This is a genomic window from Streptomyces sp. NBC_00328, assembly GCF_036139655.1.
In the GTDB taxonomy this organism is placed as follows: Bacteria; Actinomycetota; Actinomycetes; order Streptomycetales; family Streptomycetaceae; genus Streptomyces.
Map to the genome: position 1 here is coordinate 99,021 of NZ_CP108013.1, position 25,288 is coordinate 124,308.

At 68.5% G+C, this 25,288-nt stretch carries 22 protein-coding genes and 1 pseudogene; 6 read left to right on the top strand and 17 right to left on the bottom strand.

Translation table 11 applies throughout. The features are described from left to right. Positions 1 to 23: 23 nt before the first annotated feature. Both OG485_RS00395 and OG485_RS00400 read left to right on the top strand, forming a co-directional pair. A complete protein-coding gene (locus OG485_RS00395; protein WP_328663302.1) occupies positions 24 to 323 on the top strand; it encodes a hypothetical protein in 300 nt (99 codons plus the stop codon). Continuing rightward, positions 320 to 631 carry a hypothetical protein gene (locus OG485_RS00400; RefSeq protein WP_328663304.1) on the top strand — a complete coding sequence of 104 codons (312 nt, stop codon included), beginning with the start codon at positions 320 to 322 and terminating at the stop codon, positions 629 to 631. Before OG485_RS00395 ends, OG485_RS00400 begins: the two co-directional genes overlap by 4 nt. Before the next feature lie 504 nt (positions 632 to 1,135). Here OG485_RS00400 and OG485_RS00405 read toward each other — a convergent pair. From OG485_RS00405 to OG485_RS00445, 9 genes are all read right to left on the bottom strand, one after another. Further along, positions 1,136 to 1,435 (bottom strand): hypothetical protein, encoded by a 300-nt coding sequence (locus OG485_RS00405; RefSeq protein WP_328663306.1) that lies wholly within the window; start codon positions 1,433 to 1,435, stop codon positions 1,136 to 1,138. 186 nt (positions 1,436 to 1,621) lie between these two features. Beyond that, the gene (locus OG485_RS00410) at positions 1,622 to 2,335 is read right to left on the bottom strand and encodes an ATP-binding protein (protein ID WP_328663308.1); all 714 of its coding nucleotides are present in this window, start codon (positions 2,333 to 2,335) and stop codon (positions 1,622 to 1,624) included. An 83-nt stretch (positions 2,336 to 2,418) separates the two neighbouring features. Further along, positions 2,419 to 3,978: a Mu transposase C-terminal domain-containing protein gene (locus OG485_RS00415; RefSeq protein ID WP_328663310.1), complete on the bottom strand. Its 1,560-nt coding sequence runs from the start codon at positions 3,976 to 3,978 to the stop codon at positions 2,419 to 2,421. A gap of 24 nt (positions 3,979 to 4,002) precedes the next feature. Next, entirely contained in the window at positions 4,003 to 4,641 is a 639-nt protein-coding gene (gene cas6e / locus OG485_RS00420; RefSeq protein ID WP_328663312.1) for a type I-E CRISPR-associated protein Cas6/Cse3/CasE, read from the bottom strand. Next, positions 4,638 to 5,447 (bottom strand): type I-E CRISPR-associated protein Cas5/CasD, encoded by an 810-nt coding sequence (gene cas5e, locus OG485_RS00425; RefSeq protein WP_328663314.1) that lies wholly within the window; start codon positions 5,445 to 5,447, stop codon positions 4,638 to 4,640. The genes cas6e and cas5e overlap by 4 nt, the downstream gene beginning before the upstream one ends. Then, positions 5,444 to 6,598, bottom strand: coding sequence for a type I-E CRISPR-associated protein Cas7/Cse4/CasC (cas7e, locus tag OG485_RS00430; protein ID WP_328663315.1), 1,155 nt, complete (start codon positions 6,596 to 6,598; stop codon positions 5,444 to 5,446). The genes cas5e and cas7e overlap by 4 nt, the downstream gene beginning before the upstream one ends. A 258-nt stretch (positions 6,599 to 6,856) precedes the next feature. Further along, positions 6,857 to 7,501: a type I-E CRISPR-associated protein Cse2/CasB gene (gene casB, locus OG485_RS00435; protein WP_328663318.1), complete on the bottom strand. Its 645-nt coding sequence runs from the start codon at positions 7,499 to 7,501 to the stop codon at positions 6,857 to 6,859. Next, positions 7,501 to 9,036, bottom strand: coding sequence for a type I-E CRISPR-associated protein Cse1/CasA (gene casA / locus OG485_RS00440; protein WP_328663320.1), 1,536 nt, complete (start codon positions 9,034 to 9,036; stop codon positions 7,501 to 7,503). Before casA ends, casB begins: the two co-directional genes overlap by 1 nt. 304 nt (positions 9,037 to 9,340) lie before the next feature. Continuing rightward, positions 9,341 to 12,211 (bottom strand): CRISPR-associated endonuclease Cas3'', encoded by a 2,871-nt coding sequence (locus tag OG485_RS00445; RefSeq protein WP_328663322.1) that lies wholly within the window; start codon positions 12,209 to 12,211, stop codon positions 9,341 to 9,343. A gap of 1,521 nt (positions 12,212 to 13,732) precedes the next feature. Between OG485_RS00445 and OG485_RS00450 the strand changes: the two genes are divergently transcribed. Genes OG485_RS00450 through OG485_RS00460 form a run of 3 tightly spaced genes read left to right on the top strand, consistent with a single transcriptional unit; the run spans position 13,733 to position 15,515 of the window. Then, positions 13,733 to 13,909, top strand: a complete 177-nt coding sequence (locus OG485_RS00450; RefSeq protein ID WP_328663323.1) for a hypothetical protein — start codon at positions 13,733 to 13,735, stop codon at positions 13,907 to 13,909. After that, entirely contained in the window at positions 13,906 to 14,937 is a 1,032-nt protein-coding gene (locus tag OG485_RS00455; RefSeq protein WP_328663325.1) for a TniB family NTP-binding protein, read from the top strand. The genes OG485_RS00450 and OG485_RS00455 overlap by 4 nt, the downstream gene beginning before the upstream one ends. Further along, positions 14,934 to 15,515: a TniQ family protein gene (locus OG485_RS00460; RefSeq protein ID WP_328663326.1), complete on the top strand. Its 582-nt coding sequence runs from the start codon at positions 14,934 to 14,936 to the stop codon at positions 15,513 to 15,515. The genes OG485_RS00455 and OG485_RS00460 overlap by 4 nt, the downstream gene beginning before the upstream one ends. 637 nt (positions 15,516 to 16,152) lie before the next feature. On the opposite strand, the gene OG485_RS00465 is transcribed toward OG485_RS00460, so the two are convergent. From OG485_RS00465 to OG485_RS00485, 5 genes are all read right to left on the bottom strand, one after another. Beyond that, entirely contained in the window at positions 16,153 to 16,647 is a 495-nt protein-coding gene (locus OG485_RS00465; RefSeq protein ID WP_328663328.1) for a TIGR03668 family PPOX class F420-dependent oxidoreductase, read from the bottom strand. An 85-nt stretch (positions 16,648 to 16,732) separates the two neighbouring features. Beyond that, entirely contained in the window at positions 16,733 to 18,013 is a 1,281-nt protein-coding gene (locus tag OG485_RS00470; RefSeq protein ID WP_326782937.1) for an MFS transporter, read from the bottom strand. Continuing rightward, positions 18,010 to 19,377: an SUMF1/EgtB/PvdO family nonheme iron enzyme gene (locus OG485_RS00475; RefSeq protein ID WP_328663337.1), complete on the bottom strand. Its 1,368-nt coding sequence runs from the start codon at positions 19,375 to 19,377 to the stop codon at positions 18,010 to 18,012. Before OG485_RS00475 ends, OG485_RS00470 begins: the two co-directional genes overlap by 4 nt. Then, positions 19,374 to 20,153 (bottom strand): phytanoyl-CoA dioxygenase family protein, encoded by a 780-nt coding sequence (locus OG485_RS00480; protein ID WP_328663339.1) that lies wholly within the window; start codon positions 20,151 to 20,153, stop codon positions 19,374 to 19,376. The genes OG485_RS00475 and OG485_RS00480 overlap by 4 nt, the downstream gene beginning before the upstream one ends. Next, entirely contained in the window at positions 20,150 to 21,502 is a 1,353-nt protein-coding gene (locus OG485_RS00485; protein ID WP_328663340.1) for a formylglycine-generating enzyme family protein, read from the bottom strand. Before OG485_RS00485 ends, OG485_RS00480 begins: the two co-directional genes overlap by 4 nt. A 757-nt stretch (positions 21,503 to 22,259) precedes the next feature. Between OG485_RS00485 and OG485_RS43850 the strand changes: the two are divergent. Next, positions 22,260 to 22,508: pseudogene (locus tag OG485_RS43850) on the top strand (hypothetical protein); the annotation flags it as partial. 17 nt (positions 22,509 to 22,525) lie between these two features. Here the strand turns inward: OG485_RS43850 and OG485_RS00495 are convergent. From OG485_RS00495 to OG485_RS00505, 3 genes are all read right to left on the bottom strand, one after another. Next, entirely contained in the window at positions 22,526 to 22,933 is a 408-nt protein-coding gene (locus tag OG485_RS00495; RefSeq protein ID WP_328663343.1) for a hypothetical protein, read from the bottom strand. A gap of 249 nt (positions 22,934 to 23,182) precedes the next feature. Next, positions 23,183 to 24,364, bottom strand: a complete 1,182-nt coding sequence (locus OG485_RS00500) for an ISAs1 family transposase (protein ID WP_328663345.1) — start codon at positions 24,362 to 24,364, stop codon at positions 23,183 to 23,185. 149 nt (positions 24,365 to 24,513) lie between these two features. Beyond that, the gene (locus OG485_RS00505; RefSeq protein ID WP_328663347.1) at positions 24,514 to 24,906 is read right to left on the bottom strand and encodes a hypothetical protein; all 393 of its coding nucleotides are present in this window, start codon (positions 24,904 to 24,906) and stop codon (positions 24,514 to 24,516) included. Between the last annotated feature and the right edge of the window lie 382 nt (positions 24,907 to 25,288).

Genomic DNA, 25,288 nt, shown 5'->3' on the forward strand with positions numbered 1-25,288 from the left:
GACTACGGGCCAGAGCCGCTCGTTTGACAGACCCCGACATGGCCCCGCAGGGGCGGCTGAACTGCATCCTGACCGAGGGAAAGCTGCGTGGGTTCGCTCCGTTCGGCGCGAAGACCCCGGTCCTGTGCTTCTCCGAGAGCCCGCCCGACCACCTCGCCCACCTCATCGCGGATAAGGGTTTCGCGCCTTGGGGGATTGTGACGACGCGCAGCAAGATCCTCGCCCGGGGAGGAGGCGCCGTCGCCTACCTGCCCAGGTCGGTCGCCGAAGACTTTCCCGCTCCCATCGCCATTGGGTGGTCTCAGTTCAAACGGACGGGGTGAACCGCGAGGACTGGATGCACGAGCGGGAGTGGCGAATCCCGGCAGGCGGCCAGGACGACATCAGCAACTACAGATACCACTCTCCGGGGTCGGTTCCCGGCATCCTGGTCGGGTCACCGGACTGGGAGCCTGACCGAGTGGCCAGCGAAACGCAGACAAACCACGAAACCGGTGAGCTCTACCCCTCCGGCGACCTGGTCCTTCCGGAAGCCTGGCTCACAGCGGAACGGTGGGTATGGGATGTCGGCACCAAGACGATCCAACGCCTCGAACCCCTGAAGAAGGTTGCGGCACCATGGCTGCCGTAGGAATCCGTCTTGGGTGCGGTTCCTCTTGAGGGATGTCTCACCTGCATAAACTGCAGCTCTGTCCGCGGCTAGAAGGTCGACCTGAGCGCTGGGTAGGACATCGCCGGGGGCTGCGGCATCCTCCGTTTCGATCATGAGCCAACACCTGAGCGTGACCTGCCGATTCCGAAATGATCTATACAGTCATCGGTTCGGTTGAGCTGGCAAACGCCCGGCTCAACCTGTCCCTTGGAAGGAGCTGCACCCTGCTCTCATCGGGTCCTGGCAGTGCGGCGGCGGCGCCTGCGGCTGGGAGTAGGTGACTTCGTCTGCGTCGGGACACGATTACAAACTCTGGATCCCCTGCTCCACCGCTTCGACGGCACGGCGCTGAACGTCGGGCGAGTGAGCGAGGCTGCGGATGGTGGATAGGACTCCACCCGCAATGCGCTGCACCAGCCCGCGGTCCGGTGTCGGGGCTGCGGCAGCCGTCTCAAGTTCTGCAACCCTGGCGAGCAGTTCCTGCTATTCGCCGGCGTCCGGGGTCAGGGCCGGCGTCATCTGCTGAACGAGGCTGACTGCGGCCAGGATCTTCGCCGGATCGACTTCGGTCTGGGTTGCCGCGTTCTGGGTGAAGGCACTGCTGTTGGCTGCGATGTTGCCGCTGTTCTCCTGGATGTGGAAGGTGACATTGCCGCTCAGGCGCGCCTGGTTGAGGTGGTCTTGCACGCTTCCTCCTGCCAGGGCGCAGCTGACGCCCTGGGTTGTGATCACGACCGTTGCAGGGTCGGTGCCGAGTGTTTCGATGAGGCCGTACTCTGCCAAATAGGCCAGGGTTTGCTGCAGTTCGGCGCCGGGGATCGCCGCTCCTGCAAAGAACGAACCGGGCGTCGCGAGGAACAGTCTCAGACCGTGTTCGGACCGGCACCGCCATTCTCACAGTCCCAAACGAGAACGATCGGGGCCTTGAGCTGGACGTGCACGCACCGCCGGGCGGTTCGGTCAGCTGCGTTACGGCGTGTGGCGGGTGGTGGGGTCGATGCGGCTGAGTACCCAGCGGATGAGGTCCTTGCTGAGGGCGAGGTCGGGGTTCTCCTCGAGTGCGTCGTGGAGGAGGACGGTGATTCTTGCCCAGTTCCGAAACGATCCGTGGCCGGCCATGTCATCGGCATAGAGGATCAGTTCGGGCTGCGTACCGGCCCAGGTCTGCTGGTAGGCGGGAATGACGGCCTGGACTTCGGTCGGCGTGAGGGGGCTGAACTGATACCAGTCGAGGATTCGGGAGTGCAGGGCCGGGTTGTTGAGGATCTTCTGCCGGGCGTTGCCGCTGCCGACGAAGATGACGGCCGCTCGGCGGGCGTCGTCGCCCCACAGGTTGCGGAAGTATTCCAATGCCTTCGTCCCGAGTCCTTGCACTTCATCGATGAGCAGGACGCGTGGCTCTGCTTCGAGTGCGTCTTGGATCTGCTGGTCGCAGGGACCGACGGACTGCGGTGGTTCTCCCGGCAGGTCGAGACGGCGCCAGAGCTGGGTTCGGATTTCGTTCATGTTGGCGCCGTTGTTGTAGCGCAGCCGGACGGTGGTTTCGGGGGCGCGGCGGCGTAGGACGGTGTGGACGGCGAAGGTTTTACCGAGGCCGACGTGTCCGTGGATGCAGACCATGGCGTTGTGCTTGATGGCCTTGAGGATGCGGGCTTCGGTTTCGGCTACGGCTTTGGTGGCCATGGCGTTGGCTCCGGTGAGACCCAGATAGTGGTCCTGGCTGGGTGGGGGGAGCTGGCTGGGGCGGGGCGAGGTCGTGGGGGTGCTCACGGCTGGTCCTCGGGGGGTGTCGGCGGCTGGGGTGGGCGTGCGGTGTTGGGGTTGAGGGGAAGGGTCCATGCGGCGTCTGGTTCGGGCAGTTGGATGAGGTCGGGCAGTGCCTCTGCTGCCGGGTCGAAGCCGTCGAGGGCCCGCAGGTGCTCGATGGCCTCTTCCTCGGGCATCACGTCCAGGGGCACGGGCGGGGCAGGGCGGGTTGCGGCTGCGTAGCGGGTGTTGCGGTTCTTTTCGGCCTTCTTCAGCTGGGCGCGCAGGCGGTCGGCTTCGCGTCGCCGGGCTCGTTTGAGGCTGAGTGTCTGTTCACGGGTCGCTTGTCCGGCCATGACGGCGGCGCCGAGGTGGCGGCCGGTTTGCGGGTCGTAGAGCTCGATGCGGTGGTCGTGGTGGGGGAGGTAGCGCAGGTCTACCTTTTCGCCGACGCGGCCGTGCATCCAGTCGGCGATGTAGTTGCGTTTGTGCCAGCGGACGCCACCGTTGTTGATGGTCAGGGGCTTGCCGTGGCGTTCGAGGGTGTAGGTGTGGAGGTCTTCGGCGGTGACGGTGTCGATGAGTGCGGGGTCGGCGTCCCACGCTTGGCGGGGAGTCTTGCCTTTCAGGCTTCTGGGGGTGTTCTCGTGGTTCCAGCGGTGGACCCATTCGAGGACCCGGCCGACGAACGCTTCGAAGTGGAGCAGTGGTTGGTCGGGGTCGACGGGTTTTCCGCCGAGGAGGGTGGGGGCGTGGGTGTAGCCGGGCATGCCGGCGAACAGTGTCTTTTTGATGGCTCCGTTGACTGCTTCGACGTTGCCTTTGCCCTCGGGGCTGAAGGGGGGCAGGGCGATGATTTCGGATCCCAGGACGCCGAGTGCTTCCTTGACTGTGGCGCACAGGAATTCTCTGCCGCCGTCGACGCGCACGTACGTGGGGATGCCGCCGAACGGCCCGTGGTGTTCGTCGATGAGGACGGCGTCGCGGATGGCGACGAGGACGCCTTCGCGGCTGGGGCGTTGCGGGCTGATGGCGAGTCCGCAGATGGCTGAGGTGGCGCAGTCGACGAAGAAGGTGATCCATGGTTTGCGGATGTGGCCGTCGATGCGGACTTTGACGCTGGCTTCGACGTGGTCGGTTTCCCAGGCGTAGTTGCGGTGGTGGCGGTCGCGTTCACCGGACACGTCATAGCCTCGGCGGGCCTTTTCGCCGCCGCGGAGGCCGGCGCGTATTCCGGGTGTGAGGGCTCTGTTCGCGGCGCGGTGGAAGGTGGGCAGGGACGGGACGAGGTGGCCGTCGGCGCGTAGTTCCCTCCATGCGGCGGTGGCGTTGCCGCGCCAGCGGGCAACCGCGTCGAGCATGAGCGGGGTGAGGACGAAGCAGGGGCGGTTTTGGGGTTGGTAGGTGCCGTTGTTGGCGCGGGCGTTGGCGAGCCAGCGGTCGACGGTGCGGGGGGCGACGCCGAAGGCGTCGGCAACACCGATGAGCCGGGAGCGGGTGAGCCGTTCTGACTGCTCGAGGGTGTAGAGCCGGTGGATGGCGGCAGCGCGCAGGGCGTTCTGGTCAGGGATTTTTGGCATGACGGATGTGATTTCTGGTTGGGGTCAGGCGGGGACGAGTGAGAGAAGGCCGGCTCCGTAGGTCTTTGCCCTGCCGATGCCGTTCTTCAGTGCGTGGGTGAGGAGGCCGGTGTCGGTGATGCAGGCGAAGCCGTCGAACTGGGTCAGCTTGAAGTAGGGGGCCGATCGTGCGAGGTGGGTGCGGGGAAAGGGCCTGGGGAGGGAGGAGATGGTGAGGGGTTCGAGTCCGGCGTCTGTGGCGCGGCGTTGCCACCAGGCGATGGCGTCGTCGCCGGTGAGGTGGGTGATTTTGCCGCGGCGTTTCCCGGTGACGGGGTGGCGGGTGGGGTTGCCTGCGGAGAGTGCGGTGGTGGGGGCGGCGGTGATGCGGTAGCGCATGGTGCGCCCGGGGATGAGGGAGTTCAGCAGGGGGGTGAGGTCGAGGGTGCGGGCTGTGCCGTAGCTGGTGGGCAGGGCGGTGAGGTCGGGTGTGTGGGCTGTTTGCACGAGAAGAGTGGGTCCGGGTTCTGCGCGGAAGAGCAGGCCGCCTGTGGCCCGGGGGGTGGGGCCAGCCTGGTCGGGGACCATGCGCATGAGGGTCTTGTGGAGGCTGTTGACGTCGGCGAGGTCGGCTCTGGCCGCTGGGTGGTGGGGGTCGATGGTGATGCGGGTGAGGCTGGTCATGCGGGTTCTCCGTGCACGTACGTGGTGAGGGCGTCGATCGGTCGGGGTCCTGTGCAGAGGTGGGCGGGCAGGTGCTCGGTGGTCATCCACAGGGGGCGTGGCAGGTGGCGTCGGGCATGGCGGGTGAGGTTGGTGGGTTCGCTGGTGCTTTCGCGGTCGGGTGGGGTGGTGGGGTCGGTTCCGGGGGGCGGGTGTTCCCAGACGAACGTGGTGGGCACATGGGTGTCGGTGGGGCCGGGGGGCGGGTTACGGGTGAGGGGGGTGCGGGTGAGGAGTTCGTCGACGGGGTCGGGGGTGCCTGCGTTGAGGACGAGGGGTTCGTCGGGCAGGCAGACGCGGCGGCCGAGGAACAGTCCGAAGCGGGGCCGTTCGAGGGTTTCGGCGATGTGGCTGATGAGGAGTTCGGGGCCTTCGACGGCGACGGTGAAGACGGCGCCGGTGAGGTAGTCGCGGTGGGAGACGAGTGTGGAGGCGGTGAGCTTGCGCCGGGTGCCGTCACCGGTAAGGAGGCTCTGGTCTTTGGGGTGGCCGCCGCCGACGGTGTGGAAGTCGCGGTACAGGGTGCCGGGCTGGTCGATGCGGATGGTGAGGGTCAGGTCGCGGTGGCTCGGGGAGGTGGTGTCGCCCGGTACCTGCAGGTGGGGGTAGGGGGCGAGGGCGTGTTCGCGGGGGCGGCCCTGGGCCGCGGCGAACATGCCGATGAGTGAGGAGCGGGTGGGGAAGGCGCACGTGTCGCGGTAGTGGAAGACGCCGCGTTCGCCGGAGGACTGCAGCAGGCCTGCCAGGCGCAGGACAAGGCCGGTCACGGCCGGTCTGCGGGGGTGAGAGCGGCGGTGGCGCAGGCGGCGGCGAGGTCATCGAAGGACGTGTGGTGGGTGCCGAGGTCCTTGATGGGCTTGGCGGAGGTGCCGGTATGTCCGTGGGCGACGAGGTGGCGGGTGCCGAGCAGGCGGGTGATGGTGGCGGCGTAGTCGGTGAGCGTCTGGCGGGCGGGGGCGGTGTAGCCGCCTTGAGGGGCGGCTTTGACTGGCTGTTCGAAGGCGGCGCCGTAGGACACGGAGCGGCGGTCGCGGACGGCGTAATAGACGAGGTCGGGGACGGTGTGCGGTGCGGTGGACGTTTTCTTGCCGCCCGGCATGCTCAGGATGAAGTGCCGGACGAAGAGCTCGACGAGGTTGTTGACCGTGTCGGCGGGGGCGCCGGATCCGAGGTTGTGGTGGAGGTCGGTGATGTTGATGGTCGCGAAGCGGTAGAAGAGGCTGGTGGTCAGGAACGCGGTCTGGAGATGGGCGCTGCCGGGGTCTCCGTCCTGGGGCAGGTCTTCCACTGTCGTGAAGAAGTCTGGCTGCGGGTCACTTTGGTGCACGGAGAAGGCGGGGGCCATCTGTACGGCTGCTTCGACGTGGCCGGCGGACAGCTCGGCGAGCATCCGCCCGAACAGGTTGATGCTCGCGGTGCGGCGAGTGAGGTGCGCGGCGAGGTCTTTGGCGGGCAGGACCGCGTCGATCTTCTTCTTGGGGGTGTGGTCGGCGAAAGCTTCTTCGAGTTCGGTGCGGTGCTTTTCGCACAGGGCGACAATGTCGTCGATGACGTCCGTGGGGAGGTAGAGCATGGCCTGGGTGCGGTAGCCCTCCTTCTCGTTGTGCTTCAGGCCGCCCTTCTTGGCCGAGTGGACGATCTGCGCCGAGGCGAACGCGGCGAGGTCCTCGGGCCACTGGGCTTCCTGCAGTTTCCGGGCGACGAGAGGCGGCACCATGCGGGTGCGGGCGGCGTGCTCGCCCAGGTCCTGTTCGACGTTGAGGCGGATGGGGCGCTTCCATGCCTGTGGCGAGACGAGGGCCCGGATCGCGTTCCCGAAGGAGATGGTCTTGGGGTCGCCGTCCGCGTCGCGGTTGAGGTTCGCCGCGGTCACGGGGTGGAGGATGTGCAGGTCGAGAAATCGTGCCGGGGTGTACATGGGTGTGCTTCTTTCACTGGGGTGGCGGGCATGGCGCTGATACGGCCCGCGGGGTACGGGGGTGCCGTGGGGTGCGTGAAGGGCCGGGACCGGTCTGTGTGGTGCCGGCCGGTCTGGGGGTTGGGCGGCCTGGGCGGTCGGGCGGGGCTGGAGGGGCACCGGACGGTTCCTCGGCGTGGACCGCCGGGCGGCCTGCACCGGGATGGTCCCGGTGGGGAGCGTCCGCCCGGAGGGGCGGGGCCGGTTGGGGCGGAGGTGTCAGGAGCGCCGGGGTTCGGGGGTGGCGAGGTAGAAGGCGTCGCGCCAGCGCAATCCGACCTGGTCACGCTGGTGGGGGCGTTGCACCAGGTCATGGAGGAGGACACCCCAGTCGGGGGTGATGCCGTCCTTCAGCAGCTGTGTGACAGGTGCGGACAGGCGGCGGTGCAACTGGTCGTCGCTGAGGCGGGTCAGGACGCTCAGGAGATCCTCGGTGCGCTCCGCTCCGTGGCCGGCTCGGTGTACGGCGGTGGCGAGGGTGGCGCCGAAGTTCGGCCTGGCGAACCAGGCCGCCGGATCCGGCGGCGATGACGCGGGGGCTGGTTCGACGGGGGCGACGAGGCGGACTTCAGGATCGTCTCCCAGGGTCGTGAGGCCGGCGTCGTCGTCCGGGTCGGGGCGCACGCCCGGGGTGTGGGCCTGGGGCCCGGCTGTCGCGATGAGGCTCGCGACGGTGTAGTAGGCGCGGCGCCCGGTGCGGTGTGCGGTGCGCCGGGCCAGGTAGCGGTCCATGGGGGCGCATTCCTCGACGGGCCGGCCCCTCCCTCTGCTGAGGCGGACGCGGACGCCGGGCTCGGTGCACAGGATGTGGACGTGGGCGACGAACGCGTCGCAGGAGGCGCGGTGTTCGGCTGCGGTGGGCATCAGGCAGCCTTCCGGGGTGTCAAGGGCTGGCGGTAGAGGTCCCTGATGGCATGGGCCACGGCGCGGCCCGCGGAGGCGTGACGGATCCGGGCGGCTTCGGTGACCTCGCGCAGGGCGGCCGCGGCCGCGGCCGCGAAGGCGGTGGGTGCCCCGGTGCCGGGCTCGTCCAGAAGCCGCCAGAACACCGTCTCGGCCCTCGGCCAGTACCGGGTCAGAGCCTTGCCCGCCCAGGGGGGCTGCGTGGTGCGGCTGCGGGTGACGGTGTCCCAGGCCTGTTTGGCGACGGTCGCCAGCCGGTGCGCTGCGTGTTCGGCCTCACGGCAGCACTCAGCGATGCGCTGGGCTTTGACCGGGTCGTGTTCCTGGGTCCAGTTCAGCAGGGGCCGGGTGAGGGCGGTGTACCACTGCCGGTCGATGACCTTGCCGTCCTGGTCGAATCCGTGGACGCGGATCCGCAGGCTGCGCCGCACGGGTTCGGGAAGGTCGTTGAGGGTATCGAAGATGGCCGGCCGGCGGTGCGTGCCGTGTTCATCCGGAGCCAGGAGCAGTGTCTCCAGGTCGCGCCACCAGGCGCGGGACGCGTCGGCGCGGCGGACGGTGCGGCGCCGGGCGACGTTCTTGCGTTCGGGGATGAAGCGGTAGGCGAGGTAGGGGTCGGTGGTGATCTGCTTGGGCTGCTGGGTGGCCCAGGTGATGTAGGCGTCGGTGACGGTGGTGCCGCCCTGGCTCGGCACGAGGAGGATCGCGTGCCGGCTCAGTCCGGTCAGTTGCCGGCCGGGCCAGGTCGGCGTGCGGGGTGACACCCCCGGGTCGGGCGGGGCGGGTTCTTCCCACGGGCAGGCGTCGGCGCCGGGTGGCTGCTCGTCGCCGGTGAAGGCGGGGACACCGGTGAGGAGCGTTTCGTGCAGGGTGCGGCCCAGGGGGTGGAAGGAGACGCTGGAGCGCAGGGGCCCGCTGGTCTGCTTCATGCTGGTGGCACCGTCCAGAGTGCGGGGGGTGCCTTTGCCGGAACGCCCGTAGTAGTGGTGGATGAGCAGGATCTGCAGGGCCTCGGCGGTGGGAACGGGTTCGGCGGTGTGGTGGCTGTGCGAGCTGAACCAGGACAGGTTGTTGCCGGCGGGACGCCCGGGCACGAAGACGTTGATGCCGGTGCTGTGGGGGCACTGGGTGCGCAGCGAAATGTCCTGGAGCCAGGGCCTGGCCTGGTCGAAGACGTCCCAGCCGTGCTGGTCGAAGTAGGCGTGGACGGCGTCCGGGTCGAAGCGGCCCTGGACCAGGCAGCGGCGGCGCAGAGCGTTCCACTGAGAGGCTGTGAGTTCGGGGTCGTCCAGGCCGGTGATCCGGGCGGTGATGGCGACCGCGACACGCAGCAGCGCTGAGGCTGCCGGCGGGTGGGGCAGGGCGAGATCGTCGATGCGGTGGGCGTCCAGGAACAGGGCCCGCAGGCCTACTTGGTCGTACTGGTGACCGGCGCGGACGTCGATCCAGGGGCTGTCGGCTGCGCTGAACGTGGCGGGCGGGGATAACGAGGGCAAGGGGGTGTCTTCCGGAAAGAGGGAGGACCGCGAGGAGGCGTGCGGGCCGCCGGGGCCAGGGCATGTTCTCGGCTGGTTTGCTGCTGCGGGGCAACGCGGCGGCCGGGCTGGCCAGCCGCGGCCGGTGCTGTGCAGGGGACATCGCAGCGCCCTTGTGGGGCGGAACGGTGTGCGATGAGCGACCGGGCGTTCGGTGATATGCGGCACAGCGAATCATGTCGCCACAGCGCTTCGCGACCGGTGAGAAAATCCGACTATCGAAGGGTGGCGTGATGCTTTCAGCCCCGAGTATTACGTGCAGTGATCATTGATGGTCTTTGCGGTGAAGGAGGCCGAGTTCTTCGTCCATGCGGAGCCAGTGATGGCCGAAACGCTGTTCACTCTCCCGTGTTGAAGAATCAGTGGGCAGCAGCACGGTGTCAGCGAGAAGAGGATGCTGCTTCCAGCTTTCGGGCGGCTGGTGCTGGGCGGAAGCACGGGTGACCCAGGCGGCCGGGACAGGCACTGTGTGTTCCAGGATGCTGCGCAGGTGGCTTCGGCTGAGGTGTTCCTGGTCCGGGAGCGGGAGAAGGCCGGCTGCGTCGAGAGTCAGGGTGCCGTCGGGGCTGCGGTAGCAGGGCAGCAGGCGGCGGGGCAGAATGCCGGGCCGGGTGGCCGCCTGGGCGGTGGTCAGGTGCTGACGGTGCAGGTCGGCCAGGGAAGAGACCCGTATCGCTGGGGGCGCCAGGTGGATCGCGCTGAGCTGCTGCTGACCACGGGTGCGGGTCTGGTGGGTGGCGGCCATCTGCCGCAGACGCGTCGTTTCCCCCGCGAAACCGGAGGTGACACCGTGGACCTGCTCGACGAGGGCCTGGACGTCGTCGGGTATGACGAGGGGTTCTTTCTCCAGGGTGAGGAGGAGCCGGGCGGTTTCGTGGAGGGTGACGGCGGGCTCGACCGTGCCCCATCCGGGCGGCAGAGCGGTCGCGCCGCGTGAGTTGACCGGGTTCAGCACCGTCAGCGTCGGGCTGTTGTCACGGTCCCACCAGGCGGGGTGGCGGTCCTGCCCGGCCCACAGACGGGTGAAGCGGCCCAGGCGCCCCAGGCGCTGCAACAGGCGTGCCAGAGAAGCGAGATCGCTGACCATCAGGTCGACATCAAGGTCCAGGCTCATGTCGAGGAGGCTGGTGGTGACGAAGACAAGGCGCGCCGGGCGCGGACCGGCGGGCCCCAGCCGGGTCCGGAGGTCCCGCAGCGTGCTCTGCCGTCGCCACCCCCGGACCCGGGCGTGGACGAGGACCAGGTCGTGCGGTGGGCCGGTCCATGTGCGGCGCAGGTACTGGTAGGTGTCCTGCGCGTCGGCGACGGTCGCGCACACCACGGCCGCGCATCCGCCGTGGCGGGTCACCGGCTGGAGCGTGTCTGCGATCACGTCCAGGCGCTCCCCCGGGTCGACGGTGCGGCCGGCCTGTTCCAGGCGCCGGTAAGTGACCGGTCGGGTGCGGATGTGAGCGGTCCTGCGCTGGGCGGCCCTTTGCCGGTCCTGGGCCGGTTCGGACATGCGGTGGGCGGTGGCGGTTGCCGCGTCCGCGAACAGCCACCCGGGGTAGCGGGGGGCGAACGAGGCGCCGTGGAGACCAGTTTGGCCGGCTCCGGACAGGTAGGCCCGTACCAGCTCGGTGGCGGTGGACGCAGGCATCGTCGCCGACAGCAGGACAACCGGGCAGTTCAGGGCTCCCAGCCAGTGCAGCAGGCGCAGCAACTGGAGCTGGCTGAACGGGTCCAGCGCGTGGGCTTCGTCGACCACGACGGTCTTGCCCGACAGGGCCAGCATGCGCAGCGCACTGTAGCGGACGGGCAGGACAGCCATCTGCGCCTGGTCGGTGGTGGAGACGGTGTACTGGGCCAAGAGCGCGTTGTCCGCTCCCCGCAGCCATCGGTCAGGACCGGCGGTGCCTGGGCCGGACTCTGTCTCGTCGCCGGCCGCAAAATCGTCCGGGCCGTCGGTGAACGGGGTGTCGGGTGGTCCGTCCAGAACGGACATGTCCGCCGGGGCCAGGCTTCGGCCGGTGTAGGCCTCGTTGAGGTCGCTGTGGTGGTGCACCAGCGTCACGGGAGCGTACTCGGGCCGGTGGGCGCGCACGTACCGGTCCAGGACCTCGTAGGCCTGGTCGGCGGCGGCCGTGGCCGGGAGCAGCCACATCACCCCCTGAGTGCCACAGTGCTCGTTGAAGATCCGCGCCATCTCCAGGGCGGTCACGCTCTTTCCCGCCCCCATGGCATCGGTGACCACCGCGATGCCACTCCCCCGCTCGGCGACCAGCCGCGGCAACTCCTCTATCACGGAAGCCTGAAGAGCGTTGGGTTCCTCAAGTCCCGGGTGGGCGGTGGTGAACGGGACCCGGTCCAATGCGAAGCGTGTAAGGCCAAGCCGCTCGACCTCCTCCTCGGCCTGCTGGCGGGCGTGACTGTAGTGCTCGGCAGCCCCGAAGGACGGAGTGTCCGCGTTGGGCACCCAATAGCGGCGCTGGCTCGCGACCCGGTCGGCCACCATCGTCAGACCCGTGCTCAGCACTGCGGCCTCGACCGACATCCGATCCGGAGCCTCGTCGACACCGAACAGGTGCCACAGCAGCCGGGTGTAGCGGCGGCGCAGGTCCTGCCACACCGGCCCACCTAGGGTGGCCTGCACCCGGTGGGCGGATGCCGCCCCGTCCACGTCGAGTTGCAGGAACCGGCCGTGGTGCCCGCCCAAAGACTGAGCAGCACGGACGGCGGGACTGTCGTTGCCGCCGACGGCGAATCCCAGCTCGCCCAGCAGATGCAGCCCCGCATGCATTGACGCGCGCGCGTGCGGCACGTGCACCACTGGCCCCATGTCCGCCAGCAGGTCCTCCCCCAGCCTTATGCGTACTGAGGACTCAAAGGACTGCCAACTCGGAATCAGCTTTCCGATGTCGTGCATGGCGGCCAGGAAAGACACCAGTGAACGCGCATGCTCCTGCGAGACGTTGTGCCCGGCGCCGATGACCTTACGTTGGCTCGGGGTCAGGAACCGGTCCCACAGCACCGCGGCCACCACACCCACATCGATCAAGTGGAACAGCAGCGAATACACCCTCAGCGTCGCACGATCGAACTTCCCGCAGGGACGACGGTTAATACCGTCGTACCGGGCATCCTCAGCAGCTCCCATCTCCACACGCTGCCGTCTCCCCGAACCCACAACAATATGATCACGCAAAATCGGAGCAACCAGCCTCGCGTCCACTACAATCCACGCTCCACCCGTACATCTCCTACGGGCTCAACCTCAGATGTGGCATCATTTCCTTTGCCGGTCGCGAGCAAATGACGGAAAAGTGCCCCAGATTACCCAGGCCAAGGAGGGTAGAGCCCGCGCAAGCGGGAATGACTCCTGCGGGTCACCCTCGACCGGGTCAAGGATCCCGTAGAGCCCGCGCGAGCGGGAATGACTCGGCCATATACTCCAAGTTCACTTCGACGCTGGGGTAGAGCCTGCGTGAGCGGGAGTGACCCAGACTTCCTGTCCAGGACGGTGACCGCCGCGCTGCAGATCCCACGCAAGTAGGAATGACCGGCCGGGAGCAAGTCCCTGAACCGGGGTGAAGTTGGAGCCCGCGCGAGCGGGAGTGACGCGCGGTCGCGCAGCTCAGGCGGTAGCGCATGGCGGTAGAGCCCGCATGGGCGGGCCTGACCCATAGGCCAAAGCCGTTGCGCCGGGCGAACTTGGGGTAAATCCCGCGCGAGCGGGAGCAACTCCGCTCCCTGGCTTCTGTCTTCAGACGCAAGGGCACAGCCCGCACACGGCTGGAGTAGCCTCGAAGTCGGGACTCGGTTGGCAACACCACCCCATCAAGCCCGCGCAAGCGGGGATGACTCGATCGCCGCCCTCTGGGAGGCAATCGGCTTCCGTTAGAGCCCGCGCGAGCGGGGATGACTCGATCTGGCGGACCTTGTGGGGGTTGAGGTGGACGTAGAGCCTGCGCGAGCAGGAGTGACGCGTGGTACCAGTCTTCGGTGGTGTGTTCGAGGACGTAGAGCCCGCGCAAGCGGGAGTGCCTCGCCCTCCAGCCACACCAGTGACTCCGGCCGATAGTAGAGCCCGCGCGATCGGGAGTGACGCGCCATCTGGGCGTACGCCCCGCCCGACATTCCGGTAGCGCCTACGGCGAGCGGGAGTGACCCAGACTTCCTGTCCAGGACGGTGACCGCCACGTTGCAGAACCCGCGCGAGCGGGAGTAACTCGCGCATGAGGCCGATCTTCTCGGCTGCCGGCCTCCGCCTCGTAAAGCCCGCGCGAGCGGGGGACACGGAACTCCAATCTTCGTCGTCGCAGGACTAGCACGCGAGGCTAACGCGGGTTCGGCAACAACCTGACCAAGTTCGCCGAGGCCATCCCTATCCGCCAGCCCAGCATGCCGGCCGATAGGGAGCCGTCGCGGCGGAACGGCACCCACAGTCCGGCGCGAAATCGAGTGGAGGCCATACTTGAAGACCACCTATAGAGCAAAGAGGCAGGTCACAGCCACCCTCGTATTGTGATTCTCGTGGAGCTGAACAGGCAATTCTCATAGCCATGCGTCAGCCATTCTCGTCCAATGTCAGGAGCAATTTCCCCACTTCCCCTGTATACAGACGCTCCTGGTACTCATCGAGAATGACACCTGGGTGAGAACTTCACGAGACAGGACCGTGAGAGTCAGCAGTGACGACGCACAGACCGGAGGCAATAAGGACGCCGAGGACAGTCTCGACGCCGTCGACGCCCGCACCCCTGTCGATGACGACAGCCACGCCGGTGGCGACGAGCCCCCGGCGCCGGCCCGATTCGCGCTGTACGACGCCTTCGAGGAGGCCGAGCACTGGTGACCAGCCCCGACACCACGCCCCCCGTCGAGGAAACGTCCGCGCAGGCAGTCACCACCTTCGATGCCTTCGCCCGCTTCGCCCACGCCGCCCCGCCCGCGCCGCCGCAGCCCGGCCAGAAACCGCGCTCGCTGGAGGAGCGCCTGGCCTACCACTCGCGGTTCGTCACCGTGCGCACCCCGGCCATCGAGACCCTGGCACGCCAGGTACGCACACTGATGATCCTCGGACGGCACCAGCACATCACCGCCCGGCCATCACTGATCGTCACCGGGCCGGCCACCACCGGCAAGACCACCGCGCTGCTGCAGGTCGGCCGGACCTGCCACCTCGCCCACACCCGCCGTGCCGCCCCGGGCGACGACAGTGTGCCGGTGGCCTATGTGCTGGTGCCGCCCGGCGCCACCGCCAAGACACTGGCCGGGGAGTTCGCCCGCTACCTCGGCATCCCCGTCACCACGCGCATGACCACCGCGCAGATCACCACGGCTGTCTGCCACACCTACACCGCGGCCGGGGTCAAGCTCGTGCTGATCGACGAGATCCACCGCCTCAACCCGCGCACCTCCACCGGCGCCGAGGCCGCCGACTGGCTCAAAGACCTCACCGAACGCGTCCCCGCCACGTTCGTCTACGCGGGCATCGACGTCACCGCCAGCGCAGTATTCTCCGGGGTGCGCGGGGCGCAACTGGCTGGGCGGGCCTCCCTGATCGACTGCGGGGCACTGCCCGCGCGGACCGGCGGCCGGGAGCCGTTCCGCGAACTGATCGCCGCTCTGGAAGCTGCCCTTGACCTGAGCGCGCACCGGCCGGGCAGCCTGCCCAGGCTGGCTCCCTACCTGCACGAGCGGACCGCCGGACGGATCGGCAGCCTGGCCCGCCTGATCCGCCAGGCCGCCATCGAAGCCATCCTGGACAGCAGCGAACGCATCACCAGAACACTGCTGGACTCCATTGCCCTGGACCACCTCGCCGAGGAGCACTACCGGCCCCGCACCTCCGCCCGCCGCGCCCGGCCCGGCAGCCGGTGACCACCCCCACCGCGCCCCGCCCCGCCGTGCGAGCCGCAACCATGTGGCCCACCCCGCCCGGCGCACTGCGCGTGAGGCCGCTGCCCCGCGAGGCCACCGCCTCCTACCTCACCCGCCTCGCAGCCGCCTACCACCTCAGTGCCGCCCAGCTCCTGGACGGCCTGCACATCACCACCACCGGCACCCCCGCCGCCCCGCCCGCCACCGAAATCCACCTCAGCAACGAAGCCGCCCGCCGCCTGTCCGGCTTCACCCGCATCCCGCCCGCACACCTCGCCCGCGCCCTGGCCCGCCGGCCCCCGCCCGCCGCCATCGGCACGGCCCGCGCCGCCACCGCCCGCTGGCAGCCCGCCCAGCCCGCGGTGCAGCCGCTGCCTGCGTGCACCGCCTGCACCGCTCACCGCAGCCCGCACAAAGCCGTCCCCGCATGGACCCACCCGGCACCCAGCCTGCCCCCACACCCCCTGACACCCACCCAGCAGACCGCCTTCCTCCACGACCTCGCCAGCCGCCTCCAACTGCCCCGCCTCGCACCCGCCGACCACGACCTGCTCCACCAACGCCTCACCGCCCGCTGAACGGCCCACACCCCTTGCCGCCCCGACCCTCACACAACCGGCCGGCACCGGTACCTATAGGCGCGCCAACCACACTGAGCAACAACCGCCGCCCCACCCAGCTCACTGCGCAACACCAAACAGCCAGCTCAGCCCACGTACCACCCGTCACCGACCCCGCAGCCCCGCAACGACCGCCCCCGCAAAGCGAACACACGGCTCAGTACAACTGAACAACAGCACGTCACCATCAAGATCAATAAGCAAAAGCGTCAGCTACGCCACAGCCGCTGGCAGGCCATCACGAACAATGCCACCGATGTGTAGTCCGGTCAGGGAGACGGCCAGGCGGGCGTCTCGGGCTCGCTCCACCCTTCATCGAAGTGGTCCGCGTCTACCCGGAGGAGACGACAGCAGCGGGCCACCGGGTCAGGACAGGCGCCGGCCGCCGGAGGTGATCCAGGCGTGCGGCAGCCGGTGTCCGGGGCGGGAGGTGGGCCGGTGCTCGTTGCGCATGGGAACGCGGGCCGGCGGCTCGCTGCCGTCCGCAACGAGCGCGCCGTCCTCGTAGTGGAAGCCGACCTCCTTGTCGAGCCGAGCGGCGAGGGGTCGAAGTACGCCTCGAGTCGCAGCCTGGCAAAGCCGTCTTCAGCACCGGTCAAGCACGGCTGGACCGCAGCCATGACCGGTCGCGCCACGGGCGCCGTCGGCCGGCTTCCGCGGATCGCTCGCTGTACGCCCAGCCGAGCCAGTCCTTGATGTCGATGGCCACCACGGGTCCGCCGTCCTGGAGGTAGCGGGGGCCGTCGAACGACTCGTACTTCCGGTCCAGCAGGCCGAGCGCACGCGTGCGCTCCGGGCCCTCCTCGATCACCCGGGCGGTGCCGCGCAGCCGTACCCACCACGCCTTCAGCCAGTCCTCGTCGTAGCAGTCGGCCAGGACCGTGACCCGCTGGTCGCGGTCGAGGTTGCGCAGCCGCTTGGGCCGCGGGTTCCCGCTCTTCGGCTTGTCGGTCGGTGAGTAGAAGACGTCGCCGTCGACCACGAAGATGACGGGCACGACATGGGCGCGCCCGCGCTCGTCGACCGTGGCCAGCCGGACGGCCCGCTCGCCCTCGAACCGGCTGCGCATCTCTTCCTGCCCGAGTTTCATCGGAACTCCTTGTGTCTGGGTCCCTGGCGCTGGGAATGACGAAGTGGCTCACGGCGCCGGTCTGTCGCGCAGGTCCTGGGAGGGCTTATCGCCGCTCGATGCTCAGGAGCGGTTCCTGCCGCTCCCCGCGGTGCCGACGCCGTCGTACCAGCAGGATCAGGACCGTGCCGAGGACGGCGAGGCCGACGGTGGTCTGGCCGGACAGTTTGATGGTGTCCGACGCGCCGAGCGTGTCGACCAGGGGGCCGCCGAGCACCGCGCCCAGCGGGGTCGCGATCACGAGGATCGCGCTGCGGAAGGCGCTGAGGCTCACCAACTCCTCGATGGGTGCCTTCTGTTGCAGCAGGGTGATGGTCACCGGTCCGTAGGGTGCGTAGATCAGCCCGCCGAGGCCGAAGCCCGCGATGCCCGCGGCGAGCGTGCCGAACTGGGCGAAGGGGAGGATCGCCAGCCCCCAGCCGGCCACGATGCCCAGTACGGTCGGCCACAGCGGGAGCCGCCGCAGCGTTCCGGTGACCCAGGTCCCGATCACCGCGCCGACGCCGAACGCGCCCCAGATCCATCCGAGGGCGGTGGGGTCCCCGCCCATCCGCTCGGCCACGACAACCGGGACCGCCACCTCGATCGGCCCGTACAGCAGGTAGAAGACGAACGAGAGCGCGAGCAGGCCCATCAGCTCCGGGTGGCGGGCGAGGGTCCTGCCGCTGCGCCGCAACGGCACCGCGGGACGGCGCTCGAGGGTGCCGTCGCCGCGCACCCGGGCCGTCACGAGGGCGAGGTACAGATAGCTGACCGCGTCAGCGGCCAGCACCGCGGCCGGCCCGAACGCGACCGTGACCAGACCGGCCAGCGGCGGTCCGGTGATGAACGACAGCTGTTCCTGGCTGCCCACCAGCGCGTGGCCGGCCAGCCGGTCCTTGGCCGGCAGGGTCTCGGCGACGAACGTCTGACGGCCGGCGATCCCCCAGGCGTGCAGGACCGAGGAGATGGCGAGCAGGGCGATGTAGGTCGCGGTGTCCAGCAGCCCCGTCCAGTACAACGCCGGGATCAGTGCGAACAGGGCGCCGCGAAGGAGCGCGTTCACCAGGATCAGGCTCCTGGCGTTGCGCCCGCTCAGCCAGCGTCCCAGCGTGAGGGAGCCGATCGCGGCGGGCAGACTGTAGGCGGCGACGGCGAGCCCCACCACGAGGGACCGGTCGGCCGGAGCGGCCAGTTCGACGGCCAGCCACGCCACACCGACGAAGCTCATGCCGTCGCCGAGGAAGGAGACCAGAAATCCGGGCTGCAGCCGGCGGAAGTCGGGGTTGGCGAGACAGCGGGTGTAGCCCTCGGGCAGCACCCGCTGGATTCGCCGTACTGCGGTCATCGAACAGGCACCTCGGATTCGCTCGCCGCGCAGCGGAACCCGATCTCCGGGCTCCTGGTCACCAGCGCCTTGCCCGCCCGGCTGACCGCGGTGAGCAGCGCGGGGGGCGAACTCCACGCCCCGCCGCGGACACTGACCTCGGCCGACCACTCACCCCACAGGTCGCCCGGGTCCATGGTGCCGAAGCGTGGCTGGAGCGGGAGGCCGTCCAGGAACCGGGTGGACGTCCACTCCCACACGTTGCCGCACATGTCCCGGACGCCGAAGGGGGATTCGCCGCCCGGCAGGTTCACCGGACCGGTCAGCGCGGGCAGTTCGGCGAAGGACAGATCCGCGAGCCGGCGCAGCCACGCCCGGCGGTCCAGGACCGTCCCGGCGTCCTGTCCGAGTACCGAGTGCAGGCCCCGCACCAGCTCGGGCCGGAACTCGGCACCCCAGGGGTGGTGCCGGTGGTCGTCTCCCCGGGCGGCCCGCTCCCACTCGTCCTCGGTGGGCAGCCGCTTGCCGCACCAGGCGGCGTAGGCCACCGCGTCGTACCAGCTGACCCCGGTCACCGGGTGGTCGCCGGCGCAGCGGGGGTCGTCGGCGGTGGAGCGTGTGTGGTCGGTGTTCCTCGGCTCGTCCGGGTGGCACCACAGGTGGCCCTGGGCACCGACGTCGGCGACGAACGCGTCGTACTCGTCGTTGGTGACCGGGCAGGTGTCCAGGTAGAACCCCTCGACCGTGACCTCGTCCACCGCGGGCTCGCCCGGGTCGCCGAAGGAGTGTTCCCCGCCGGGGTGCGTCCCGCGGCGCAGCCGTCCGGCCGGGACGTGTCGCATCCCGTCCGGGGAGAGCCGGCTGGGCAGCCGGTCGGCCGACAGCGGGACGGGGAGGTCCTCCAGGACCGTGCCGGCCAGTGCCGTGTCGGCGAGCAGTGTCTGTGCCGAGGCGAGTGCGTGCGCGTCCGCCACCGTCACGTAGTTCCCGACGCCCGCGGCGATCTGGTCCGGTGACCGGCCGAGGACGGCCAGCAGGGCGTGCAGCGCGGAGGGGCCGCCTGCCGAGCGCAGGGCCGGTGTTGTGGCCAGGGAGGCGAGTGCGGGTCCGCGCACGGTCTCGTCCGGGTCGGCCAGTGCCCAGCCGACGGCCTCCGCCGCCAGTTCCGGGGCGAGCCGTACGGCGGCGGCCAGGGCCTGGCGCCGTATCCCGGGCGTGTCGTGCAGCAGGCCGACCGCGAGGCATTCTTCGAGCAGGTGCGGGTCGGCGAGCTGCTCCAGGGTGCGCAGGTAGCCGTCGAGCAGGGCGTCGCGTTCCGCCGTGGGCCCGTCGGCCCAGGCGGCGATCTGCAGGACTTCGGACGGAACGTCCGGGGTGGTGGTCATCGCGCGTCGGCCTCCGCTCCGGTGATCATCTTGGCGAAATCCTCGCCCGCCCGGTGGCTGTACGCCGTGCCCGCCGAGGGCTTTTGTCCCGCGGAGTAGTACACGTACAGCGTCGCCCGGCTGGTGTCGTCGAGCACCGGGCCGGAGTGGTGGAGGATGTTGTAGGTGTGGCAGATGACGTCGCCCGCCTCGGCTTCGAGCGGAAGTCCCAAGGTCTCCAGTCGCCGCGGCGGATACCGGTGGGATCCGGGCACGAGGATCAGGCAGCCGTTGCGGACGGTGGCGTCGTCCAGGTAGATGCCCACGTTCACCAGGGGGGTCAGCGGGAGGTCGTGCGGGAAGTCGAGGTGCCAGTCCAGCGCGCTGTAGGAGCTTCGCTTGCCCCGTTTCATCTGCCACACGGCTCCGTCGACGGCGTCCTCGAACCGCCATGTCGGGCTTCCCAGCAGGCCGGGGCCGAGCGCATCGAGTTTCCGGCGCTCGATCAGTTCCCGGGTGTCCGCGCAGTGCAGGGTGAAGTAGGGCAGCCGGTGCAGGGTCGCCCGGCCGTTCTCATCGTACGAGGGCTTGATCACCTGGTCGCGGTGCTCGGCCGGTACTTTCCCGTCGAGTGTGTCGCGCTCCAGGCGTTCGGCGTCGCGTTGGATGACCTCCACGTCCTGCGCGTCGAACACGCCGCGGTAGATGACGAACCCGTACTGCTCGTAGAAGGCGCGTTGTTCCGCCGTGACCGTGCCGTCGTAACGGAACCGCGGAATGCGCTGCGGCGAACTCACCGGATCACCCCTCGGAACCCGATCTCGTTGTGCCGGTCCGTGAAGAGGTCCTTGCCGCGGAAGTACGCCGTGACCTGCTCCCGCATGGAGGTCCACGCGCCACCCCGGATGACCACCGAGGTCTCCTCGGCCGTCGCCCATTCGGTGCGGGGCCTGCCGGAGATCATCGGCTTCATCCGGTCACGGGTGAAGAAGTTGGTGTCCGTCCATTCCCAGCAGTTCCCGACCAGGTCCGCGACGCCGTAGGGGCTGACGTTCCTGGGGTGGGAGCCGACCGGCACCGTGGTGACCGCGGGAGTTGTCTCGTCGAAGGTGCTCAGGGTGTCGCGCCAGTGCTCCAGGCTCTGCGCTTCGCCGAAGGAGGCACCGAACCAGCGCAGCGCGTCCGGGTCGAATTCGTCGCCCCACGGATAGAGGGATCCACTCTCGCCCCGTGCGGCCTTCTCCCATTCCAGTTCGGTCGGCAGCCGCTTGCCGACGTGAGCGAGGTAGGCGTAGGCGTCGAACCAGTCGACACCGGTCGCGGGGTGGTCGGGGCCGAACCGGGCGTCGCCGACGATCCCGCGGCGGTGGTCCTTGTCCTCGGGCTCATCGGGGTGGCACAGCGCGTGCTCGGCGGCCTGCGGGCTCTGCGCCCACTGGTCGTACTCCCGGTTGGTCACCGGGTACCGGTCGATGAGGAAGTCGGGCAGGTAGCGGGTCTGCCGGGGGGCCGCGTCGTCCACGTCGTAGAGCGGATGGACGACGTCGTCCATGCCGATTCCGGCGACGAACTCGGACGCGGGGACGAGCACCATGCCCTCGGGAACGGGACGGGGCAGGTTCTGCGGGTCGTAGTCCCAGTGTTCGCCCAGTGCGGTTCCCTGCGGCAACTGGCCGGTCCTGGTGTGCTCCCGCTCGATCTCCAGCCTGGCCGCGCGGTCTTTTGCGCCGAGGATCTCGTCCATCGCCTTGGCCACGACGGCGGCGCCGATGCCCACCGGCTTGGTGCTGCGGAACAGGCCGGCCTCGGCCGGTCCGGTGATGTGCAGCAGCTCCTCGTAGGCCTCGCCGATGCGGTTCCGGCCGGCGATCTTCGCGGCGGAGAACACGATGAAGTCCTCGTCGTCGCCGAGCAGCCAGACCAGGAATTCCCGCGCCGCGGGAAGAGTGGCCGTGAACGGCCCGACACCTTCGAGAACCGTCAGGCGGACATCCGCACGGGGGTGGGTCGCCGCCATCGCGCAGAGTTCTTCGATGACCTGGGGGTGCCGAAGTCCGGCGATCGTCTCACGCAGTTCGGCGCGTTCTTCGCCGGTCAGCGGTTCGTGCGATTTCTGCCATGCTTCCGGGGCCAGAAAACGATCCACCAGCCCGTTCAAAGTCTTCTGCTCGACGGCAAAACGTTCGTAACTCCACCTGTGCACTGATCCCACCTCGATTGCCACGGTCAGATATCCCTGAGGCCGAGAACCCTGGCCTGTGGAGGGTGCCAGCACCCTCCACAGGCCACAAGACCGCCCTGATCAGGCCGCCCACTTGAAGTACTTACCGGCCGGGCGGACACCGCCCTTTCGCTGCGAGCGCAGAGCGTTCCACTGACGAAGCGTCTTCATCTGATTCACCTCCTCGGATGGATCGGCAATCGAGTGGATCGACCATCCCGTCGAATGCTCGGCTCTGTCAAGTTCACGGTTTTTTCCGCGTTGTTGACGGGCTGAACATCTTGTTCAACTGCCGAGTCCCCACGGTTGAACAAGCAGGCCTGAACAAGCAGGACGGCGAACAGAATTCAATGGCCCACGATTTGAAAGGAGTGCGTTGTGCGAGTTCTCGTCGTGCCGTTTCCCTGGAAGGCGCATGTGTTCAACCTGGTGCCGCTCGCGTGGTCGCTGCGGACGGCCGGGCACGAGGTGCAGGTGGCCTGCTGACCGGATCTGCTCGACGCCGTCACCTCGGCCGGGCTGACGGCAGTGGGCGTCGGTCCCGGCGAGACGTCGAAGGTGCGCAGGCAGCGGGACCGGCGCCAGACGTCCGAGCGTGCCGCCGCGGCGAAACGGTCCCCGCAGTCTCGGACAGGTGCGCAGCTCTTGGTGCGAACATCCCGCGGACAGTCATCTCTAACATCGAGAACGGCAGGCGAACAAACGTGTCCGTGGCGGAGGTTCTCGTCCTCGCCAGTGCCCCAGGACAGGCGCCGGCCGCCCTCGTGTTCCCAGCCGGGTATGTATCCGAGGTGGAAAGCGCAACACCGTCGAGCGGGCTATCGACAAGTTGAAGAACTACCGGGCCGTGGCAACGCGTTACGACAAGCGTGGCCATGTGTTCCTCGGCACCGTCACAGCAGCCGCCCTGGCCCTCTGGATTCGCTCGTAAGGCCCGGTCGCGGCAGGTTACCCCTGTCCGTCTTCGGCCTCCCTGGCCTGGATGAGGGCTCTCAGACGTTCGTCTTCCGTCTGTGGCCAGGCCAGCGGATCCGCGTCGTGGGGTTCGCATCTCGCCTGCCAACGGGCCAGTCCACTGGCGATGTCGTCGAGCGAATGAATCCATTTGCCCTCGTCCGATATGCCGTGCCAGACGACTCCCGGACGATTCGGATCCTGGCACAGGTCGAAACCATGCAGATACTGCAGGGCCCCGAAGACCAAAGGAGCGAAACCGCGTTCTACCTCGTCTTCTACCCATGAGGCTGCCCATGAATGGACGGCCTCACGGATCACCTCACCCGCGGCCAGTGCTTGCCATCGAGCAGCCGCCTCCTCACGACTGGGCGGGGGTGGCGGCACCTTGAGATCGCTCATGCGTCCACAATCGCACCCCAGGTAGGCCAGCTGGATCGATCTGTTTCTTGATCGGCCGGACAGTTCTAGTTGAAGTTGCGGCGAGTGCCTTCTCGTAGCCGATGGGACTGTGTTGTCCGGGTCGGGAGTGACGCCGCCGGGTGTTGTAGCGATGAAGCCACCGGAACGCCGCCGGGCGGGCCTCGCGCTCGCTGGTCCAGCCCTTGGCGCCCAGGGCTTCGGCGTAGTCGCGTGATGCCCGGTTTGTGATCATCCGAGGCCGAGGAGCATGAGCGGGCGATGAGGGTTACGGGCGTTGTGGCGGAGGCCGGCCGCGATGTTCTTCGCTCCGGCTGTTCGGAGGGCTCCGATGGCGAGGTTGCGCCAGGTGGCCATGGCGCGGGGCGTGTTGCCGGTGCGCACTTGTGAGGCGTCCTCGGCGAAGGTGGTGTCGCGGACGTGGTGCAGGGCTTCGATCTTCCAGTGGTCCCGGACGAGTTGGGCGAACTCGGCCGGGGTGGCCTGCTCGGCGGTCAGGCTGGTGACGGCGTAGACGGTCTTGATGGTGGTCCTGCCGGTCTTGCGGTCGGTGCGTCGGCGCTTGATCTGGACGGCCTGGCGGGCTCCGGGGAAACGGAGGCTGTTCACGGTGGCGACCTTGATGCGGCGGATCTCCGAGCGCCCGTGGCCGATGCCCCGGGTGCGGCCCTGAAGCGGGATGTCCTTCCAGGGAAGGGACTTGAGCTGTCTTCGGAGCTTCTTCTGGTTGCCCTTGACGATCGCGATGTAGTGGGCTGCGCGGGCGAGGAGGTATGCGGCGTGCTCGTGCTGGGTGTGCATCGCGTCGCTGGTAACGACGGTTCCTGTCAGGTCGGCGACGCTGTCCAGCATGGGCTGGAAGCAGGTGATCTCGTTGGTCCTCTCCCCGACGTCCAGTTGAGCCAGGACCAGGCCGGTGGTGTGGTCGAGTGCGGCGAGCAGGTGGATCTTCCGGCCCTTCGCCCTGGCCGCGCCCCGCAGGCTCTTGCCGTCCACCGCGAGGCCGCGCAGCCCGGCCGGCTTCGGGCATCGGTCCGCGAGCCAGTGTCCGACGGCCCGGTCCAGCGCGTCGGCGTCGATGCGGCCCAGCAGTCGACGGACCGTTGTCTCGGAGGGCAGGACCCGCCGGGGCTGGAGCGGATCGGTGCGGGCGCCGACCCGCTCCAGCACGCGCGGCGGGGCATCGGCGATCCACTCGCCAACCGCCAGCAGCGAGGTTGCTCCGGCCAGCACAGCACACGCGGTGAGTGCGAGCACGACAGCCAGATGATGACGCACCCCGCGCGAATCACGCGGGTCCGGCACCTCGGCCAGCCGCTCCAGCAGGCCCGGGACCTCCTCTGATACGACCTCGGGATGCTCCCGGAGTTGGTCAAGGGCAGGCGAAATCAGCGATGATGTGTCGGCAGGCATGATCTTCCACTCGGATCACGGGGCGTATAGAACTCCATGATCTTGGAAGGCGTGCCTGTACTATTTCCCGCCCCACCGGAGCTGGCAGGCCACCACGAACCGGACGTCAGACGACTACCCCGAAACCCTGAGCGGATGATGGCGGGCGTTCAGAGATTCAGTGCGACCACGATCAGGATCACAGCTGGAATGATTCCGTAAATCAGTAGGCCGACCTCGCTCCAGTCAATGGGATGAACCCTCGCCCTGGCAGGTCTCCGTCTATCGTAGATCACTTGAACTTCGTCCCATCGCGTCAGGGGGACCTTCTTTCCTTCGCGAATAATGGTCGAGGCGCTGATCGCCTGGAATTCACCCTCGTGATCCACGAATATGAGCATGTAGCTGAAACTTCCCCCGGCCCAGCTCTCGCCGCGCCGCACCACCTCCGCCAGCTCCCCACGTCGTTTCAGCGTCCAAAGCGCCCACGGCCAGTAGAGCCCGAACACAAGGCATCCTGCCGCCACAGTGAGCAGGATTGACTGAACAATCAGGGTGTCCATGTCGTGAGCCTAGCGCCGTACAACACCGCGTGAGAAGCATGGAGGCACAGTGGCTGACCTCACAGGCCGGGGCAAAATACTTCAACGTGAAGCAGAAATAGCGGCCTTGTAGCCGACCCAGAAGGGTTGGCTACCCAAGTGGCTCGACGAACAGCTGAAGAAATAGGCGGCTGCGAACAACCGGCTCATCTATGAGAGCACGCAAGCTTTCAATACCGCCCCGAGCGCCCTCAACATCTCTCCCGAGATGATTACGGTGACGGTGCACGGGGTGAGCTTCCCCGGTGTCGAAATCTATAAGTTCCCGATCATCGGAAAGCTAGACAACAGCCCGCTCAGCAATAGAGTCTCGCGAACGTCGACAGCAGAATCTCGCCGATCA

Coding starts and splice junctions, on each gene's coding strand:
- OG485_RS00445 (WP_328663322.1), bottom strand. CDS start 12,211: ATGGGAGCTGCTGAGGATGCCCGGTACGACGGTATTAACCGTCGTCCC.
- cas7e (WP_328663315.1), bottom strand. CDS start 6,598: ATGTACACCCCGGCACGATTTCTCGACCTGCACATCCTCCACCCCGTG.
- cas6e (WP_328663312.1), bottom strand. CDS start 4,641: ATGACCAGCCTCACCCGCATCACCATCGACCCCCACCACCCAGCGGCC.
- OG485_RS00410 (WP_328663308.1), bottom strand. CDS start 2,335: ATGGCCACCAAAGCCGTAGCCGAAACCGAAGCCCGCATCCTCAAGGCC.
- OG485_RS00470 (WP_326782937.1), bottom strand. CDS start 18,013: ATGACCGCAGTACGGCGAATCCAGCGGGTGCTGCCCGAGGGCTACACC.
- OG485_RS00495 (WP_328663343.1), bottom strand. CDS start 22,933: ATGAGCGATCTCAAGGTGCCGCCACCCCCGCCCAGTCGTGAGGAGGCG.
- casB (WP_328663318.1), bottom strand. CDS start 7,501: ATGCCCACCGCAGCCGAACACCGCGCCTCCTGCGACGCGTTCGTCGCC.
- OG485_RS00475 (WP_328663337.1), bottom strand. CDS start 19,377: ATGACCACCACCCCGGACGTTCCGTCCGAAGTCCTGCAGATCGCCGCC.
- OG485_RS00415 (WP_328663310.1), bottom strand. CDS start 3,978: ATGCCAAAAATCCCTGACCAGAACGCCCTGCGCGCTGCCGCCATCCAC.
- OG485_RS00465 (WP_328663328.1), bottom strand. CDS start 16,647: ATGAAACTCGGGCAGGAAGAGATGCGCAGCCGGTTCGAGGGCGAGCGG.
- OG485_RS00500 (WP_328663345.1), bottom strand. CDS start 24,364: ATGCCTGCCGACACATCATCGCTGATTTCGCCTGCCCTTGACCAACTC.
- OG485_RS00505 (WP_328663347.1), bottom strand. CDS start 24,906: ATGGACACCCTGATTGTTCAGTCAATCCTGCTCACTGTGGCGGCAGGA.